This is a genomic window from Mucilaginibacter psychrotolerans (genome assembly GCF_004519315.1).
Lineage (GTDB): Bacteria > Bacteroidota > Bacteroidia > Sphingobacteriales > Sphingobacteriaceae > Mucilaginibacter > Mucilaginibacter psychrotolerans.
This window is the reverse complement of the sequence record NZ_SOZE01000006.1, coordinates 46635-64131: the sequence shown is the minus strand read 5'-3', so window position 1 is coordinate 64131 and position 17497 is coordinate 46635. Positions and strand designations below refer to the sequence as shown.

At 46.7% G+C, this 17497-nt stretch carries 15 protein-coding genes; 8 read left to right on the top strand and 7 right to left on the bottom strand.

The annotated features are described in order from the left end of the window. Positions 1-84: 84 nt before the first annotated feature. The 6 genes from E2R66_RS08295 (at position 85) to E2R66_RS08270 (ending at position 9151) form a co-directional block, all read left to right on the top strand. Positions 85-2010: a DUF3857 domain-containing protein gene (locus E2R66_RS08295; protein WP_133228650.1), complete on the top strand. Its 1926-nt coding sequence runs from the start codon at positions 85-87 to the stop codon at positions 2008-2010. Position 2011: 1 nt separating this feature from the next. Continuing rightward, a complete protein-coding gene (locus E2R66_RS08290) occupies positions 2012-3940 on the top strand; it encodes a DUF3857 domain-containing protein (protein ID WP_133228648.1) in 1929 nt (642 codons plus the stop codon). A 10-nt stretch (positions 3941-3950) separates the two neighbouring features. Continuing rightward, a complete protein-coding gene (aat, locus tag E2R66_RS08285; protein ID WP_133228645.1) occupies positions 3951-4589 on the top strand; it encodes a leucyl/phenylalanyl-tRNA--protein transferase in 639 nt (212 codons plus the stop codon). Positions 4590-4825: 236 nt separating this feature from the next. After that, positions 4826-5407, top strand: a complete 582-nt coding sequence (ruvC, locus tag E2R66_RS08280; protein ID WP_133228642.1) for a crossover junction endodeoxyribonuclease RuvC — start codon at positions 4826-4828, stop codon at positions 5405-5407. Positions 5408-5500: 93 nt separating this feature from the next. Then, the gene (locus E2R66_RS08275; protein ID WP_133228639.1) at positions 5501-7972 is read left to right on the top strand and encodes a TonB-dependent receptor; all 2472 of its coding nucleotides are present in this window, start codon (positions 5501-5503) and stop codon (positions 7970-7972) included. A 3-nt stretch (positions 7973-7975) separates the two neighbouring features. Beyond that, complete coding sequence (locus E2R66_RS08270; RefSeq protein WP_133228636.1) at positions 7976-9151, top strand: PepSY-associated TM helix domain-containing protein; 1176 nt, start codon at positions 7976-7978, stop codon at positions 9149-9151. A gap of 96 nt (positions 9152-9247) precedes the next feature. Here E2R66_RS08270 and E2R66_RS08265 read toward each other — a convergent pair whose 3' ends face one another. The 5 genes from E2R66_RS08265 to E2R66_RS08245 all read right to left on the bottom strand — a co-directional run bounded on the left by E2R66_RS08265 (position 9248) and on the right by E2R66_RS08245 (position 12928). Then, positions 9248-10261, bottom strand: a complete 1014-nt coding sequence (locus E2R66_RS08265) for a ferredoxin--NADP reductase (RefSeq protein WP_158288357.1) — start codon at positions 10259-10261, stop codon at positions 9248-9250. A 1-nt stretch (position 10262) separates the two neighbouring features. Then, the gene (locus E2R66_RS08260; RefSeq protein ID WP_133228631.1) at positions 10263-11258 is read right to left on the bottom strand and encodes a zinc-binding dehydrogenase; all 996 of its coding nucleotides are present in this window, start codon (positions 11256-11258) and stop codon (positions 10263-10265) included. Positions 11259-11263: 5 nt separating this feature from the next. Then, positions 11264-11623 (bottom strand): hypothetical protein, encoded by a 360-nt coding sequence (locus E2R66_RS08255; protein WP_133228629.1) that lies wholly within the window; start codon positions 11621-11623, stop codon positions 11264-11266. A gap of 62 nt (positions 11624-11685) precedes the next feature. Then, on the bottom strand, positions 11686-12297 hold the full coding sequence (locus E2R66_RS08250; protein WP_133228626.1) for a superoxide dismutase: 612 nt from the start codon (positions 12295-12297) through the stop codon (positions 11686-11688). A 163-nt stretch (positions 12298-12460) separates the two neighbouring features. Further along, entirely contained in the window at positions 12461-12928 is a 468-nt protein-coding gene (locus E2R66_RS08245; protein ID WP_133228624.1) for a nucleoside deaminase, read from the bottom strand. Between the two features lie 214 nt (positions 12929-13142). On the opposite strand from E2R66_RS08245, the gene E2R66_RS08240 reads away from it, so the two are divergent. Further along, positions 13143-13298, top strand: coding sequence for a lmo0937 family membrane protein (locus tag E2R66_RS08240; protein ID WP_133228622.1), 156 nt, complete (start codon positions 13143-13145; stop codon positions 13296-13298). 224 nt (positions 13299-13522) lie between these two features. On the opposite strand, the gene E2R66_RS08235 is transcribed toward E2R66_RS08240, so the two are convergent. Continuing rightward, positions 13523-15451 (bottom strand): M56 family metallopeptidase, encoded by a 1929-nt coding sequence (locus E2R66_RS08235; protein ID WP_133228620.1) that lies wholly within the window; start codon positions 15449-15451, stop codon positions 13523-13525. A gap of 2 nt (positions 15452-15453) precedes the next feature. Next, positions 15454-15825 (bottom strand): BlaI/MecI/CopY family transcriptional regulator, encoded by a 372-nt coding sequence (locus tag E2R66_RS08230; RefSeq protein ID WP_133228617.1) that lies wholly within the window; start codon positions 15823-15825, stop codon positions 15454-15456. Positions 15826-15960: 135 nt separating this feature from the next. Here E2R66_RS08230 and E2R66_RS08225 point away from each other — a divergent pair, with 135 nt between their 5' ends. After that, the gene (locus E2R66_RS08225; RefSeq protein WP_133228614.1) at positions 15961-17364 is read left to right on the top strand and encodes an MBL fold metallo-hydrolase RNA specificity domain-containing protein; all 1404 of its coding nucleotides are present in this window, start codon (positions 15961-15963) and stop codon (positions 17362-17364) included. Positions 17365-17497: the final 133 nt, after the last annotated feature.

Genomic DNA, 17497 nt, shown 5'->3' with positions numbered 1-17497 from the left:
TTTTTTTTATTTTATCGTCAAAAATTGTGGAATGTTCCTTGCAGTTATTACATTCGTGTGGCCTAATCACAATTTAGCTATCACATGAACAAAACCCTTACCTTACTACTGGCTTGCCTGCTTGCCATTACCGTTAAAGCGCAAACGCCCCCTACCACACAACCTTTCGGAAAAGTAGACGTTGCCGATTTGCAACTAAAAGCCTGCGATTTCGAGAAAGATGCCAACGCCATGGTACTTTTCGATAAAGCCGATGTATTCTTCGATTCGCAGTACCAGATTGTTAGCAACTTTCATAAACGCATCAAGATATTCAACACCAACGGCAAAGGCGAAGGCGATATCCGGATAGAATACTACAGCCAGGATCATGCCGAATACATTAGCGGGCTGCAGGCCCAAACCATTAACATGGTTGATGGTAAACCGGTTATAACCAAGGTTGATAAAAAACAGATATTTACCGAAGCGGTTGATAAGTATAGCTCGGCGCTGGTTTTCTCGTTCCCCAACGTGCAGGCCGGGTCGGTGCTGGAGTTTAAATACACCTTAACAGCGGCCAACGTTGGCGATTTCCCGGATTGGTATTTCCAAGGCCATTTGCCTACCCGTTACAGCGAACTCAAAACCACCGTCCCCGATTTATTATATTACAAAAATCTGGAGACCCGCACGCAGCCCTGGGCGGTAAACAAAGAAGAAGGCAGCGGCACCAAAATCAGGGCCATTGCCAATCTCCCGTCTATTCCGGATGAGCCGTTTATGACCTCGCGCGAAGACAATTGTGAACGTCTTTTATTTCAGCTGCTGAGCATAAACATACCGGGTAGTTATTCCCGCAATTTTTCTGACACCTGGGCTAAGGTGGGCGATAATATGATGAAGAGCGAAGATCTGGGTATGCAATTGGGTAAAAAGCTCGTCGGCGAGGAGGTGATTATTGCCAAAGCAAAAGCCCTTAAAACTTTAGATGAAAAGGTTGCTTACGTTTTTGGCGAGGTAAAAAATGCCATGAAATTCAGCGGCACTTATGATAAATATACTACCGACGGTGTAGGAAAAGCCTGGGAAAAGAAAGCCGGCAACTCGGGCGAGATCAATATGATTTTGTGCCACCTGCTTAAAAAGTCGGGCGTAAATGTGCAGCCTATGCTGGTAAGTACCCGCGGCCATGGCAGGGTTAACCCCGCATTTCCAAGCTCGTATAAATTCAACAGTGTGGTGGCTTACATACCGATAGATACCGTAACCAACTATGTGCTCGATGCCACCAACAAGTACAACCTGTATAATATGCCACCAGCCAATGTGCTGAATACCTTCGGACTGGCGATGGATAAGGATGCCGAAACGTACGATATGGTTTTCGTGGCGAACAAAAAAGCCGTAAAATATTTTGCCATAGTAGCCGCCGAGATAAAGCCCGATAGCAAAGCAACAGGATCTGCCAGTTTAGTTAGTTATGGCTACCGTAAAGTTAATACGGTGCAGCGGTATAAAACCGATGGCGAGAAAAAATACATCGACTATATGCGCAGCGGAGACAACGGCTTGAAGATAAACTCGTTGAAAATGGAGGATATGGAGGTTGACACCCTACCGTTGAAGCAAACCGTAGACTTTAGCCTCGACCTTACCGGATCGGATGAAAACTATATCTATTTTAACCCCAATGTATTGGGCGAAGCCAAAACGAGCCCCTTCCTGGCAGCAAACCGTTTTACCGATGTTGATTTTGGTTACCTCAACAGCTTTATGCTGGTAGGGCAGTATAAGTTGCCCGCAGGTTACAAAGTTGAATCACTGCCCAAAAGTGCTAGGATGGAAATGCCTGATGGCAGCATAACTTTTAGGCGGGTAATGGGCGAGCAAGGCGATGCTGTATCGGTGCGTTACCAGGTAGATGTAAAGCAAACCATTTATTTCAAAGAGAACTATCCGGAATTCCAGGACTTCTACAAAAAAATGTACGAGATGCTCAACGAGCCTATTGTGCTGAAAAAATCGTAATATGAAAAGGCATCAATTCCTTTTGGCAGTGCTGGCTATTGCCTGCTCCTTTTCGTTTGCCACTTATGCCCAGGATAAAAAAATCCTGCCCGAGCTTTATATTGCTGCTACCATCCCCGATTCGTTGAAGGAGGATGCACATGCGGTTACACGTTATGAGTACGCAGAGTACGTTGTTAAAGGTCCGGAAAAAGTAACCTATAAATATCATAGCATCGTTACCATTCTAAACGAAAAGGGCGACCACAACGCTGGATTTGGCATGGATTACAATAAATTCAAAAGTATTAACGGTTTTCAGATGATTATCTATAGTGCCGCCGGTCTAAAGATAAAAAAGTATGGGAAAAGTGATATGTACGACCAATCCGCTACAGATGGGTCTACTATGGTAACTGATGACCGCATACTTTCAATCAGGCATACCATTGCATCGTACCCCTGCACTATAGAAATCATAATGGAAACCACCCAAAATAGTTACTTGAATTTAGGAGGGTGGACACCGCAGGTGAACGAAGAATCCACGCAGAATTCTATTTGTTCGGTTACCGTAAGCCCTACAGCTGGTTTTAGGTATGTTAGCCGAAACACATCCGTAAAACCTACCAAAACCACGCAGGATGGCCTGGAGACTTATACCTGGATAGCCAACAACATAAAAGCCGTTAAGGTAGAAGACAACGCTGTTGCCTGGCAGGTGTTCCCCAAAGTTACCTTCGTGAACAATGCATTTGTTTTCGCCAACATCCCCGGCGATTTCAGCACCTGGCAAAACTACGGCAAATGGCAATTAGGCGTAAATGCCGACGTTTGCTCTTTGAGCCCACAGCGGGCAAGCGAGATACAGGCAATGACCGCAGGAATAAAAACTGATAAAGAGAAAGCCAGATTTTTATACCAATACATGCAGAAAAACATGCGGTATGTGAGCATACAACTGGGCATTGGGGGGTTAAAGCCTTTCCCGGCCGGCTTTGTTGACGATAAGAAATACGGCGATTGCAAAGCATTGTCAAATTACATGTATGCTTTATTAAAGGCGGTAAATATACCTGCTTATTATGCTATGGTGCGCGCTGGCAGCAATGAAGAGCCTGCCGACGCGAATTTTCCTACCGATCCATTCAACCACGTTATTTTGTGCGTGCCTTTTAAAGGAGATACAACCTGGTTGGAATGTACCAGCAGTACGCATACTTTTGGCAAGCTTGGCCCATTTACCGAGAATAGGAACGCCTTGCTGATAACCGAAGATGGTGGTAAACTGGTAAATACACCCCGCAGCAATGCCGCCGATAATCAATTCAATAGCAGCGTACACATTGTGCTGGATGCCGATGGTGGCGCAAAAGCAACCGCGAAGCTGATGAGCACAGGCGAATTTCGTGAACTATACCTGGAGATAGCCTCTGAAAAAACCGACGAGCAAAAGGAATACCTGATCAAATCGCTTAATATCAAACAGCCATCGGACTTTGTTTTCAAGCCTTTAAGCGATAATGACGGTACCGACGAGGTAGAGCTAATGATGGAATATGATAAGTTTTGCGATATAGCCACAGGCAACAAACAATTTTACCGACCCCGCATATTTGATTTATGGCAAGCTACCTACCCCGCGGTGGATAAACGGAAATCAGATTTCTTTTTTAAGTATCCATCCCAGCGTTCTTGCGTTACTACCATTGATTTGCCCGCGGGTTTCGACGTAGAAACTCTGCCAACCAACCAAATGCTTAAGTTTACTTACGGCAATTTTGAGGTGAACTATGCGTACGATGCTGCAAAGAACCAGGTAACCAGTACAGCCAAATTTAACCTGAATAGCCATATTATACCGGCAGCTAAGTATGCCGAGATGCAGCAATACATGGATAACGTGGCCCGGGCGCAAAATAAAAAGCTGGTAATACGCAAGAAGGCATAAATTTGCCGGGATGATATTCCGGCTTGACGAACGCATCCTATTTCCCGAACCCGCCCTTGCTGAAGAGGACGGGTTGCTGGCTGTTGGCGGCGACTTAAGTACCGAACGCCTGCTATTGGCTTATGCAAGTGGTATTTTCCCCTGGTATAGCGAGGGCGAGCCTATCTTGTGGTTTTCGCCACATGAGCGTTTTGTGTTATTCCCCACCGAGCTGAAGATATCCAAATCTATGCGAAAGGTTTTGCGCAGCAGCTTGTTTAGTGTTACTACCAACCAGTGTTTCGATGATGTAGTCGCCGCTTGTTCCACCACACCGCGGGAAGGGCAAGACGGCACCTGGATAACCGATGACATGAAGGCTGCGTATTCGTTGCTCCATAAAAAGGGTTATGCGCATTCGGTAGAGGTTTGGCAGCAGGGGGAACTGGTGGGCGGCTTGTATGGTATAAAAGTGGGCAGGGTGTTTTGCGGCGAGAGCATGTTTAGTCGGGCCAGTAATGCATCAAAAACAGCGCTTATCTGGCTTTGCCAAACCGGTAATTATGAGCTGATAGATTGCCAGGTTTATACCGAACACCTGGAAAGCATGGGTGCCCGAATGATAAGCCGGGAAGAATATATGGGCATTCTGCATAAATCCATCGCTTAAAGCTTAGTTTTGCGGTGAGGGGCAATGCTTCCATATGCCATCTGATTTGTTCAATGCGTGTAGGCGTCGCCAGTCGACTCCCCCCGCCCCCTCTTTGCGAAGCAGAGAGGGTCGACGCCCGCGAATGCGGGTCGTCGGGCCTGCCTGTCGGCAGACGGGGTGAGTCAAATATGCGAGCGATAATAAATGAGTATGACATCCGGTATTACAAGGCCATTCCCCCTAGCTAACAACACATGGACGAAAATAAAGAGCGCATCATTTTAGGTATAGACCCTGGTACCGCAGTAATGGGCTATGGCCTGGTGCTGGAGAAAGGACCTAAAATTGAACTGATAAGTATGGGCGTGGTGAAGATGGAAAAGATAGACGACCATATGCTGAAGCTGCAGCGCATCTTTGAAAAAACCGTTGCCCTGATAGATAACTACAACCCCGATTGCCTGGCCATAGAAGCGCCTTTCTACGGTAAAAACATACAGGTGATGTTGAAACTGGGCCGTGCACAGGGAATGGCCATTGCCGCAGCCCTATCACGCAACGTGGTAATAACGGAGTACGCCCCCCGTAAAATAAAACAATCTATAACAGGCAATGGCAACGCCACCAAGGAACAAGTTGCCGCCATGCTGCAAACCCTGCTTAAATTTAAAGAAACGCCCGATTTTTTGGATGCTACTGATGGTCTTGCAGTTGCTGTTTGTCATTCCTTCCAACGTGTACCCGTTTCATCGGGCGGCAAGGCCAAAAAATCGTATTCGGGCTGGGAAACCTTTGCGAAGGATAATGCTTCACGGGTAAAAGGAACAACCAAATAATCACCGTATTATTTAGAATAATTATAAATAACTTGCAAAGTTGGGCGACTTGACGTACTTTCGCATCATTATTTATAATTAGTCCAAATAAACATGCAGAAACCCCAACCTCATCTTTCCCTATGGATTGCAGCGATTGCAGTTATTATTGCCTTAATAAACCCCTTAAATACAGCCGCGCAATCGCGCGGGACAATTACCGGTAAAGTAACTACAGCCAAAGGCGAAATTGCCGACAATGTTTCCATCGGCCTAGTAGGTACCAGCTACGGCAGCACTACCAACAACACAGGCGAATTTTCATTTAGAGCTCCTGCAGGCAGCTATACGCTCATTATATCATATGTTGGCGTAAAGCCGGTAGAAGTGCCGGTTACCGTAACAGCGGGCCAAACTACGGTGGTGCCAACGATTACCATAAACGCAAGCCTTTCGCAATTGAGCGAGGTAAATGTAATAGCCAATCGCGCCAACCGTTTTACCCGTAAAATAAGTGTGGATGCCGCAAAGATACCCCTGGCCAACCTGGAGAACGCTCAAAGCTACAGCACCGTTACCAGCGAATTGTTGAAAGAGCAGCAGGTGTTTAATGTAGAGGATGCTTTGCGCAACGCAAGCGGCATACAGAAAATGTGGGATGCTACCAACCGCGCAGGCGATGGTGGCGGCTACTTTACTTTGCGTGGCTTTGTTACCCAAACCCGTTTACGTAATGGCATTGCCGGTTTGGTTACCAGCGGCATTGATGCGATAAACATCGAAAAACTGGAAGTGATCAAAGGCCCTTCGGCCACCTTATTTGGCAGCGTGGTAGCATCTTATGGCGGTTTGATAAACAGGGTTACCAAAAAACCTTACGAAAGCTTTGGACTGGAAATTGGCCACACCGTGGGCAATTATGATCTTAGCCGTACCACTGTTGATTTGAATACTCCGCTGGGTTCAAACGTTGCCTTCCGTTTAAATACTGCTTACAATTACGAGGGTAGTTTTCAAAATTATGGCAAGAGCCGCTCATTTGCTGCTATGCCAAGCTTGTCGATCAAGGCGAACGATAAATTATCTTTCTTATTAGAGGCAGAAGTGTATGCCGGCCGCAACTCAGCCAAGCCTTTCTTCTTCTTTTACAATACCCCTAAAGATATGGGTATAACCGATGTTAGCCAGTTGAACATCGATTACAAGAATGCCTATTCTAACGATAACGTGACCTCGTACGCCCGTAGCTCAAACTACTATGCAGAAGCTAAATACAAATTTTCTGATAAGCTTACGTCACAAACTGTTTTCTCCAATACACACAGTTTCTCTAACGGCCCCAGCCCATATTACTACCTGATTACAGATGAGACAGCCGTTGCGCTTGATCCATCTAAACCAAATCTTCCGGGCAACAACAACTATATTTTCCGTAACGACCAATCTACCGCCGACAGTAAATTCGAGGCTACCGAAATACAGGAAAACATCAACGGCGATTTTAACATAGGCGGTATGCGCCACCGTTTTGTGGTTGGATTAGATTTTCAGCGCCAAAACTCACGCCAGATTTATTATGGCAATAGCTATGGCATTGCCCCGATAAACGACCCCACCTTTGATTATGGCGCTTTCAACAAACAATTGGTTGATGCTACCGTTGCTGCAAACCCGCTTACCAACGCCAATACCTATCCCTACATCTACCGCACAAATACCTATAGTGCCTATGCATCTGACGTTATTAACCTTACCGACAGGCTCATTGCTTCGGTAGGTTTACGTGTAGACAATTACCAAAACAAAGGCAGCTACCTGTTAGATGGTACGCAATCGGCCAAGCCATTCAACCAAACCGCATTCTCGCCAAAATTCGGTTTGATATTCCAGCCCGTTAAAGATCAGGTGTCGCTGTTTGCCAACTACCAGAATGGTTTCTCAAACCCGGGTTTATACACGGATGCCAACAACCAATCGGCAATAGCCAAACTGCAAAACGCAAACCAGGCTGAAGGTGGCGTAAAACTGTCGCTGTTTGACGGTAAATTGAGCAGCACCCTTAGCTACTACCGCATCAGCGTAACCAATACCCTGCGGTCGATAGCTGGTTTAGCCTACTATGCGCAGGTACAGGATGGTACGCAGGTAAGCAAAGGTTTCGAGGCAGAGGTTGTCGCTAACCCGATACCTGCTGTGAACATCGTAGCCGGTTTTGCCTATAACGATTCTAAATACACCGGTGGCGACGCATCTATCATTGGTTATCGCCCTAATACCGCAGGCTCGCCATACCTGGCTAACTTTTATGCAAGCTACCGCTTGCCCGGCAGCGCCTTAAAAGGTTTAGGCCTCGGTTTCGGCGGCAACTATGCCAGCAAAAACAAAATTATCAACAGTGCTGCCGAAGGTACCTTCTCGCTACCTGCTTACACCATACTAAACAGTAACCTGTTTTATGATAAGGCTAAATACAGGTTCGGCTTAGCCGTAAACAACCTGGCTAATAAAGAATACTATACCGGCTATACCACTATCAACCCTCAGCGTTTACGCCAGGTTGTACTGAGCGCCAACTACAAATTCTAAAGCATGACCAATTTCAAGAAAGTAATGCTTTTTTGCCACCGCTGGCTCGGATTCATCTCCGGGCTGGTGGTGTTTATAGTGAGTATCACCGGCTGTATCTTCTGCTTTCAGGATGAGATACAGGATGCTATGCACAGCTACCGTACAGTAGAAAATACGGGTAAACCTTATGTGCAGCCATCGCAGCTGGTGGCAACAGTAAAAAAGGCCTACCCCAAAGGGAGTCCCGATTATATTTATTACTTCGGTACTGAACGGCCCGCTGCGGTACTGGTTAATACGGGCAAAGAAGGCTTTGATTATGTGTACCTTAACCCCTACACCGCCCGGATAACCCACCACGAAAAACCGCAAACCAACTTCTTCATTATTGTAGAATATATTCACCTGTACCTGCTACTGCCACCGGCTATTGGCAAATGGGTGGTAGGTGTGGCTGTTATTATTTTTGTGGTATTGATGATTACGGGCATCATCCTGTGGTGGCCCAAACGCAAAACCGACCGCAAACGCAGCTTTACCATCAAATGGGGTGGCCGCTGGCGTAGGGTTAACTACGATTTGCATAACGTGTTAGGCTTTTATGCCACGTCCATCGCCTTGATACTGGCCATCACCGGTTTAGCTATCGCGTTCGAGCCGGTGAGTAGGGCCATCTACAATATGGCCAACCTTGGGAAGGTAGATTATAAAACCGAAGTAACGGAGCCAAAATCTGATTCGTTGAAACAGGCAGGTGTAGCTGCTAAGCCGGTGATAGACCTTGCATTTGCCTATGCCCGCAAAAACGTGCCTCAGGCCGAGATGTTCCTGATACATAACGACCCAGCCGTTTCGGGGGCTATCGGTGTTGGGGCGTATGCAAAATCGATGCACTATTCCCACGCAACAGGCTTCGAGTTTGATAAGTACAACGGCAAGTTGCTGAAGGCTTACATCTACGACAAGAAGAGCGCGGGACTGAAACTAAACGAGATGAACTACGATATCCACGTGGGGCAAATATTCGGGCTGACCACAAAAATCATCGCGTTTTTGGCGAGCCTTATCTGTGCCAGTTTGCCGGTCACCGGGTTCATTATATGGCTGGGGAAACGTAAAAAAGCGAAGACCAAAAGCAAGCCGACACGCGCGGTATCGCATCGCAAAACGCACCGGCATTTGCAAACTGGTCAATAGCCGGATTTATTTTGATACCCAAAGAAAAACACCGAAAAACCTCCGATTTTTAAAGGTTTTTTGGGGTAAAAATACACGTCACACTTTAGGTTTTTGTTACGGATATTCGATAACTACATCGTCGGTAATAGGGTGCCCGGTGCAGGTGAGGATGCGGCCGGCGGCGATATCAGCGGGGGTGAGGACCTCGTTCCTGGCCATCTCCACCACGCCGGTTTTGCAATTGGCAACACAGGTCGAGCAGATACCGTGGCGGCAACTATAGGGCAGGGGGATTCCGTTTTGTAGTGCCGCCTGCAATATCGATTGGTTCTCGCCAACCGGTATGTCGTGCCACTCGCCCAGGTAGTTAATGCGGATGTTTTGGGGTGGGTAAGTTTTGAAGGTGCCGGTGACCGGTACGGTTTCCAATACGAAGTTTTCCCTATGTATCTGCGCCGGCTCTATGCCCATGTATAGCAGGGTGAGGCCAATCATGCGGATATAGGGGAATGGCCCGCAGATGTAGAATTCGGCCAGCGATGCACTAAACTGTAGCTGCTGCTTCACCAGTTGCTCTACTTTATAATTGTTAAGCCGGTTGGCATCGCTGCTGAGCAAATAGGTAATATTGAGCCTGTCGGGGTATTTATGCTCCAGTTCGGTTAATTCGTTGTGGAACAGGATGGAAGCCTTATCCCGGTTGCTGTAAAGCAGGTGCAACTTGCTGCTTCCCTTTCTATTAAGCATATATTTAAGGTGCGATAGCACCGGCGTGATACCGCTGCCGGCGGCAAAATATACTATGTCTTTTTCCGCCTCGTAGTTGCCTACGGTAAATACGCCCGCCGGTTCTATTGCCGTAAGGATATCGCCAACCTTCACCTTGCTCAACAGGAAGCGGGAGATCTCCCCGTTACTGATGCGTTTCACCGTGATGGCCAACCTGCTATCATCAGGTGAGGAACTGAGGGAGTATGACCGCCTTATCTCCTCGCCGTGGTGGTCGAATACAAAAGTAAGGAACTGCCCTGCTTTGTAAGGCACGGGCCGTACTATCTTCTCCACCAGGTAAAAGGTCGCTGTATTGGGCAGCTCCCATTTGATGCCATCTACCCTTAATTCCAGCATGTTACAGGGCGATAACCAGTTTACCAAACTGCGCCGAATTGCCCATTTTGGCAAAAGCCTTAGCGGCATCTTTCAGCGGGAATACCTCATCAATTACCGGGACTATCTGGTGTTCGGCTACAAAATCTAACATGCCTTTAAACTCTTCCTGCGTACCCATCGTAGTACCCAGTATCTGTAGCTGTTTCCAAAAGATGGTGCGGCCATTGAGTTCGGGAATATTGCCTGCCGTGCCACCGAAGAATACAATGCGGCCACCGGGGTTGCACAAATCGGGTATCTTGTTAAAATCGGGGCCGAGGGCGCTATCTACCACAATATCGAATCCACCGCCGGAGACGTGCTTTAACTCTTCGGCCCAATCCTGCGCTTTGTAATTTACACCTGCTGCTGCGCCCAAAGTTTTGGCGCGCTGCAACTTATCGCCGCTGCCCGATGTAACGAACACCTGGGCACCTGCCGCAACTGCCCATTGCAATAGGAAAGTGCCCGTACCTGCACCAACGCCAACAATCAGTACCTTATCGCCTTGTTTTAAATGTGCCTTGGTGAACAAAGCGCGATATGCGGTAAGGCCCGCTAAAGGCAAGGCAGCCGCCTCTTCCCAGCTTAAGTGGGCGGGCTTAGGATAAAGGTATTCGGCTTTTACTTTTACGTATTCCGCCAGGGTGCCATCATCGGGCAGACCCAAAATCTTGAATTTTTTAGATTGGAATTCCGGGTGCTCGCCCCAGTTATGCGACGGGTTAATGATGACCGATTTACCCAGCCATTCTTCTGCACCCTCGCCGGCTTCGGCAACTATGCCCGCGCCATCGGCACCTAAAATCGTAGGATATTTAAGCCCCCCATATTTACCTATGCTTATCCAATAATCCCGGCGGTTTAAAGCTGCGGCTTTTATCTCCACCAGCACCTCGCCAGGCCCGGCGATTGGTTTATCTACTTCTTTATATACAATAGGGTTTTCCGCGGATTCGAGGACGATGGCTTTCATGATATTTATTTTATTAGGGCTATTTCCCAACTTTCATTCCGTAATTTTCGGTGGGCGCAATATCCAGCAGCTAAATCAGCAATTTCCAAAACGCTGCTGTCAAGTGCGATAATCTCCTTAAGGCTAACCACTTTGGCGACAGCTTCATAATCGTCGAATTTATCGTCGCTAAAAAATTCCCAGGTATTATCGTCGCTATTATGTTTTACCAGCGTAATGGCATGTTTGTCGGCTGTAATAAATTTCGTAGTGAAGACGGCTGTATTTTCCGGCTCCTTAAATTTCTTATATGCCGTTTTAACAGTTGAGCTTTCTGACGAACGGCCAATAACTTGCGCGATGTATGACAGTATATTTTTTTTCATTTTTTTTATTCAAAAAAAAACGGCAACATTTTACTGCTGCCGTTTTAAAAAGTTATTTGATATTAAGCTGTCGCTTTAGCGTAAAGCTCTGCTACATGTGCCCAATTAACTACATTCCAGATCGCTGCCAAATAAGCAGGGCGTAGGTTTTGGTATTTCAGGTAGTAAGCGTGTTCCCAAACATCAATACCTAAAATAGGCGTGCCTTTTACTTCGGCGATGTCCATTAAAGGGCTATCCTGGTTAGGGGTAGAGGTTATGGCTAATTTTTTATCGGCAGTAACGATAAGCCATGCCCAGCCCGAACCGAAACGTGTTGCGCCGGCATCAGATAATTTAGTTTTGAAATCGGCAAAGGTGCCGAAAGTGCTGGCAATAGCCGCTGCTAAAGCACCTGTTGGCTCGCCGCCACCGTTTGGCGAAAGCAAGGTCCAGAAAAGGCTGTGGTTATAGTGGCCACCACCGTTGTTGCGTACAGCAGCAGGGTATTTAGAAATGTTTTTGATGATGTCTTCGATATGCGCATCAGCCTCTGGTTTGCCTTCCAAAGCTTTGTTTAAGTTGGTAACATAAGCGTTGTGGTGCTTGCCATGGTGTATTTCCATGGTCAATTTATCGATGTGTGGTTCCAGTGCATCGGTAGCGTAAGATAACGCCGGTAGGGTAAATGCCATAATATTCAGTTTTTAAGTTTTACGTGTTGTGATGAGCAAATATAAGCGTGGAATTGGCTTTTTGTTCTAAATTAATGTCATTTCTTTAGTCCATGGACCATAGTCAATAGTCCATAGAAAAACCTTTCCTGCTATGGACTATAGTCCATCGACTATGGACCACCTATCTCTTCTTCTTAAAGAAATCTTTCACCAGCTGCGCGCATTCGTTTTCGAAAATGCCCCCGGTTATTAGTGTTTTGGGGTGAGTGATGGTTTGGTTGAGCCTGCCGAAGCCGCGTTTGGCATCATATGCCCCAAAAACTATCCTGCCTACCTGGAACCAGTAAGAGGCACCGGCACACATTACGCAAGGTTCCAGCGTAACATATAAGGTGCATTCGGGTAAATACTTGCCACCCATGTAATTGGTTGCGGCGGTAAGTGCCTGCATTTCGGCATGGGCCGATACATCGTTCAACCGCTCGGTAAGGTTATGTCCACGCCCAATTATTTTGCCCTGGCAAACCACTACGGCACCAATGGGTATCTCGTCTTCCTGCAGCGCCAGCCTCGCCTCTTTGAGGGCTTCGTTCATAAAAAACTCATCGGGCGATATGGCGGGCTCATCGCCAAAGGTGTAATATTTCATGGTATCTTATTGCGGCGGTTGTTTGTAGGGCGGTACAAATTTGGTTATTAACTCCCCCTGAGGGAATCGCACATCCCCCGGCGCATTTCAAAGCTTTCGAACACTCAAGATGTTGCCTTGCTTTTGCCGCTGCAAATATTTAAAACATTTTTCAATCTGCGGCTATTATATCTACTCAACAAACAAATAAGCATAAACATTTAAATCATTAACCATGAACTCATTACTGTATATTATCGCTGTTATCCTGATTATAGGTTGGGCAATCGGCGTGTTTTTTACCGCTGTGGGCAGCCTTATCCACGTGTTGCTCGTTATTGCCATTATTGCCGTGATTTTGGGTATTATACGTAAGCCTACTGCTATATAATACGGCGCACGCTATCTCAAAACCTGCGAAAAACTATCGTGATGTTGAATTTATTTCAACACCCCATCATAAAAGTGGCGGCTTTGCTTAGCTGCTTTGCATTCTGTAGACCTGCCACGTAGGGTGCTGAAACAAGTTCAGCATGACGGTGGACGGTTTTATCCCACAAAAAAGCCGGCAGGTTTTACGCTGCCGGCCCGGGTTTATAATTAACTAAACTGAGCTTATTTTGCTTTTTTGGTAACGATTAATACCACGCCATTCTTTCCTTTATCGCCGTATAGTGCGGTTGCGCTATTGTCTTTTAACACACTGATGCTTTGGATGTCGTCGGGGTTAATCTGGTCTAAGCCGATGACTTCTTTACCATCTAACATGTATAATGGTTTAGCCGGTCCTGGTAACTCAACGAAAGTTGCGGGATCTGTTTTACCCTGCAGGTTTAATTGTTTGCCGTTTAAAGTAAAAGCAATAGGCAGCGTGTAACGCACATTTACCGGTATGCCGTTTTGCATGCCCGGAAACCATTTGGGCATGTTTTTGATAACCCTTATGGCTTCTTCATCGGCGCCAAAACCAATACCCTTTATTACTTTCACATCATCAAGCGAGCCGTCATCTCGTACCACAAAGCTGGTTATTACGCGGCCTTGTATGTTGTTTTTACGGGCCTCGGCAGGGTATTTAATATTGGTAGTGAGGTATTTTACGCAGGCCTCGTTGCCACCTGGGTAGCCAGGCTGCTGCTCTACTTGCGTAAATACGGCATTATCTACGCCCAGCATCTTTATTGCGGAGCTTGTGTTTAAAGCGGTTTCTGGTGAAAGGCTAAATGCTATCGGTACAGCGAATTGAACCCGCACTGCCTTGCCTTTTTGTTTCCCGGCAATCCATTTTGGCGATTGTTTCAGTGCGCGCACCGCTTCTTCATCGCAGCCACTGCCTATGCCGCGCAGCACTTTTATATCGGTAATGGCACCATCTTTTTCTATTACAAAAGTCAGTATTACGCGACCTTGAACATTGTTTTTACGCGCTGTTTGCGGGTACTTGATGGTTTTGCCCAGGTAGGCCGCAAAGGCTTTATCGTCGCCGGGGAAGCGTGGCTGTTGCTCTACGGCTAAATAAACCTTTCCCTTTTTAGTAGTATCTATGGCAAAAACCTTCCCTTTTAGCAAGGTTGCTTTCTTTGGGCTGGATTTGTCGGTACTCAGTACGTTTACCACCTCGGGGTACAGTGCCGATGCTTCTGTCTCCGAAACTATGGCTGATGCAGGCTGCAAAAACAATTCCTCGGCGTTGTTATTGATGCTTTTTACGGCTTTACTATCGTTTATGGTGGCCGATGATAAGATCAGCATCATGATGAACAACGGTGCCGACAGCCCGTATTTCAATAGTTTAATGCGCTGCGATTTGTTTTTTTGTAACATCATGATGCGTTGTTTTAATAAGCTGTGGTTATAAAAAGGGTTAACTAAACGATGCGCAGGCGCATTAAAGGTTTGGCTCAGCAGCAGCATAGCGTATTCGGCTTTATCGTTACCCGCTTTTATGGCCTGCCTGTCGGCAATGTATTCGTGTATATGCTTAATGGCCGATCGGTACAGGTACACTACCGGGTTAAACCAGCTGAGTATCATCACCGCTTCCACAATAAGTACATCGGCAGAATGCCATTGTTTGGCGTGTACCTCCTCATGTGCCATAATTACCTCCTTGCTCTCGGTATCATCGGCAACATATATCATGTTGAAGAACGAATACGGCACGGTTGGCAGGGCCTGCTTAAGCACCCGCTTCAGTTGGATAAATTGCCACATCAGCCGTAGGGCAAGTACCGTTACGCCCGCCAGGTACAGCATCACCACCAACTGGCCAAGCGTGTAAGGGCTGTCTTTTATAGGTGCGAGTGCTGTGATGTTAATATCTGCGCCCGAGCCATAAAAGGTTGCTTGCACCTCCCGCGTAATAAACAGATCTTTTAACCAGTCGGATTGTATAAGCGGTATAAAAAACGATAGCAGTGCAGCGCCTACCAGGTAAATGCGGTTAAGCTGAAAGAAAGTTTCGCGGCGTAGCAGCAGCGCATAAAAGCCAAAGAACAGGGTGAGGTAAATATTTACCAGCAATAAATAATTCCACCAGGCCATAACTATTTATCTTTTAGTTTTTCAATCAGTTTCATTATCTCGTCGGCTTCTTTCAGATCTATCTTCTCTTTCTTCACAAAAAAGGAAAGCATCCTGTTTACCGAGTTATCGAAGTAGCCGCTAAGCAGCTTATCGGCAGCAAAATTTTGGTATTGTTCTTTGCTCACTACGGGGTGGTATTCGTGGCTTTTGCCGTAAGCCGTGTGTCCTACAAAACCCTTCGTTTCCAGTATCCTGATGATGGTGGATACCGTGTTGTATGCAGGTTTGGGCTCAGGCAAAATATCTAAAACATCTTTTACGAAGCCCTTCTTTAACTGCCAAAGCACCTGCATAATCTGTTCTTCGGCGCGGGTTAAATCTTTAATTTCCATGTTGTGTGAGATAAACTAAGTTATTAGTTATACGAAGTTAAAATATTAAAATGAAAATTACAACTAAGTGCTTAGTTTTTTATTTATCAAACTTTTATGTGCATGTTTGGTTCTTCTACGCACAATATATTATACATGGATATTACTTTTCACGGTGCTGCCCGTAATGTAACCGGCAGCAAGCACCTTTTGCGCCTGCAGGATGGCACAAGCGTACTTTTAGACTGCGGTATGTTCCAGGGCATGGGCGAACAAACCGAAGAGATGAACGAGCATTTCGGCTTCAACCCCACTAAGGTTGATTACCTGATCCTCTCGCATGCGCATATTGATCATTGCGGACTGATTCCGCGCCTGGTTTCTGAGGGATTTGAAGGGCAGATATTTTGTACCGCCGCTACAATGGACCTTTGCAAGATATTGCTTGCAGATTCTGCCAAGATACAGGAGCAGGATGTGGAGTACAGCAATAAGCACCGGGAGCGTAAAGGCCTGCCTTTACTGGAGGCTTTATACACCGAGGATGATGTGATCAAAGCGCTGGGTCTATTCAAGATTGTAAATTACCACGAGGCTTATCATATTACCCCCAACCTTAAATTTAAGTTTACCGATGCCGGGCACGTGCTAGGTAGCGCCGCTGTACACCTGGCGGTACAGGAAAACGGCAAAACCACCTATATCACCTTCAGCGGTGATGTGGGCCGCTATGGCGATATGCTGCTAAATAACCCACAGACTTTCCCGCAGGCAAATTACATTTTGCTGGAATCGACCTATGGCGACAGCCTGCATAAAGATATTGGCCCTATAGAGGATGCCCTGCTGGAAATTATCAAACAAACCTGCGAGGTAAAAAAAGGCAAAGTAATTATCCCGGCCTTCAGCGTGGGGCGTACGCAGGAATTGCTGTATGCCTTAAATGCCCTGGAATTAAAAGGCGTGTTGCCCGATGTGCCGTATTATGTAGATAGCCCGCTATCTGAGAAAGCTACGCAGGTATTGAAGGCCCACCCCGAGGTGTATAATAAAGACGTGAAAGAAGTGATGAAGGTAGATGCCGACCCCTTCGGCTTTAAGGGTTTAAAGTTCGTGCAGTCTACCCAGGAATCCATCGCGCTGAACGATGATGTGCGGCCCTGTGTGATCATCTCCTCATCGGGCATGGCCGAGGCCGGCCGCGTGAAGCACCACATTAAAAACAACATCAACAACCAAAAGAATACCATACTGATGGTGGGCTATGCCGAGCCCAATTCGCTGGGAGGCCGCCTGCTGCGTGGCGAAAAGGAGGTGCGCATCTTCGGGGACGAATATACCGTTGTAGCCGAAGTGCAATCGATAAAAAGCATGAGCGCCCATGGCGATTACGACGATTTGCTTCATTTCCTCAACAGCCAGGACCCTAAACTGGTAAAAAAACTTTTCCTGGTGCATGGCGAATACGAGGTGCAGCAGCACTTTGCCGAAAAGCTGAAAGAGAAGGGCTTTGCCGATGTAGAAATACCTTACCAGCATCAGAAAGTAGTGTTGGAGTAGGGGGGAGACCACAACAACGCTACTCTATGTCATTTCGAATCCTGAAGCGCTGGGTGGTGCGGGACTGGGTGAGAAAACTTGTTAAATATGCAAAGCCGCCAAGCAGCTACACTAAGCATAACGCAACTATCGC

Bases quoted from the DNA above. Each gene is read 5' to 3' on its own strand.
- E2R66_RS08270 (WP_133228636.1), top strand. From the start codon at position 7,976: ATGACCAATTTCAAGAAAGTAATGCTTTTTTGCCACCGCTGGCTCGGA.
- E2R66_RS08255 (WP_133228629.1), bottom strand. From the start codon at position 11,623: ATGAAAAAAAATATACTGTCATACATCGCGCAAGTTATTGGCCGTTCG.
- E2R66_RS08240 (WP_133228622.1), top strand. From the start codon at position 13,143: ATGAACTCATTACTGTATATTATCGCTGTTATCCTGATTATAGGTTGG.
- E2R66_RS08235 (WP_133228620.1), bottom strand. From the start codon at position 15,451: ATGGCCTGGTGGAATTATTTATTGCTGGTAAATATTTACCTCACCCTG.
- E2R66_RS08290 (WP_133228648.1), top strand. From the start codon at position 2,012: ATGAAAAGGCATCAATTCCTTTTGGCAGTGCTGGCTATTGCCTGCTCC.
- E2R66_RS08245 (WP_133228624.1), bottom strand. From the start codon at position 12,928: ATGAAATATTACACCTTTGGCGATGAGCCCGCCATATCGCCCGATGAG.
- aat (WP_133228645.1), top strand. From the start codon at position 3,951: ATGATATTCCGGCTTGACGAACGCATCCTATTTCCCGAACCCGCCCTT.
- E2R66_RS08265 (WP_158288357.1), bottom strand. From the start codon at position 10,261: ATGCTGGAATTAAGGGTAGATGGCATCAAATGGGAGCTGCCCAATACA.
- E2R66_RS08225 (WP_133228614.1), top strand. From the start codon at position 15,961: ATGGATATTACTTTTCACGGTGCTGCCCGTAATGTAACCGGCAGCAAG.
- E2R66_RS08295 (WP_133228650.1), top strand. From the start codon at position 85: ATGAACAAAACCCTTACCTTACTACTGGCTTGCCTGCTTGCCATTACC.
- E2R66_RS08250 (WP_133228626.1), bottom strand. From the start codon at position 12,297: ATGGCATTTACCCTACCGGCGTTATCTTACGCTACCGATGCACTGGAA.
- E2R66_RS08275 (WP_133228639.1), top strand. From the start codon at position 5,501: ATGCAGAAACCCCAACCTCATCTTTCCCTATGGATTGCAGCGATTGCA.
- E2R66_RS08230 (WP_133228617.1), bottom strand. From the start codon at position 15,825: ATGGAAATTAAAGATTTAACCCGCGCCGAAGAACAGATTATGCAGGTG.
- ruvC (WP_133228642.1), top strand. From the start codon at position 4,826: ATGGACGAAAATAAAGAGCGCATCATTTTAGGTATAGACCCTGGTACC.
- E2R66_RS08260 (WP_133228631.1), bottom strand. From the start codon at position 11,258: ATGAAAGCCATCGTCCTCGAATCCGCGGAAAACCCTATTGTATATAAA.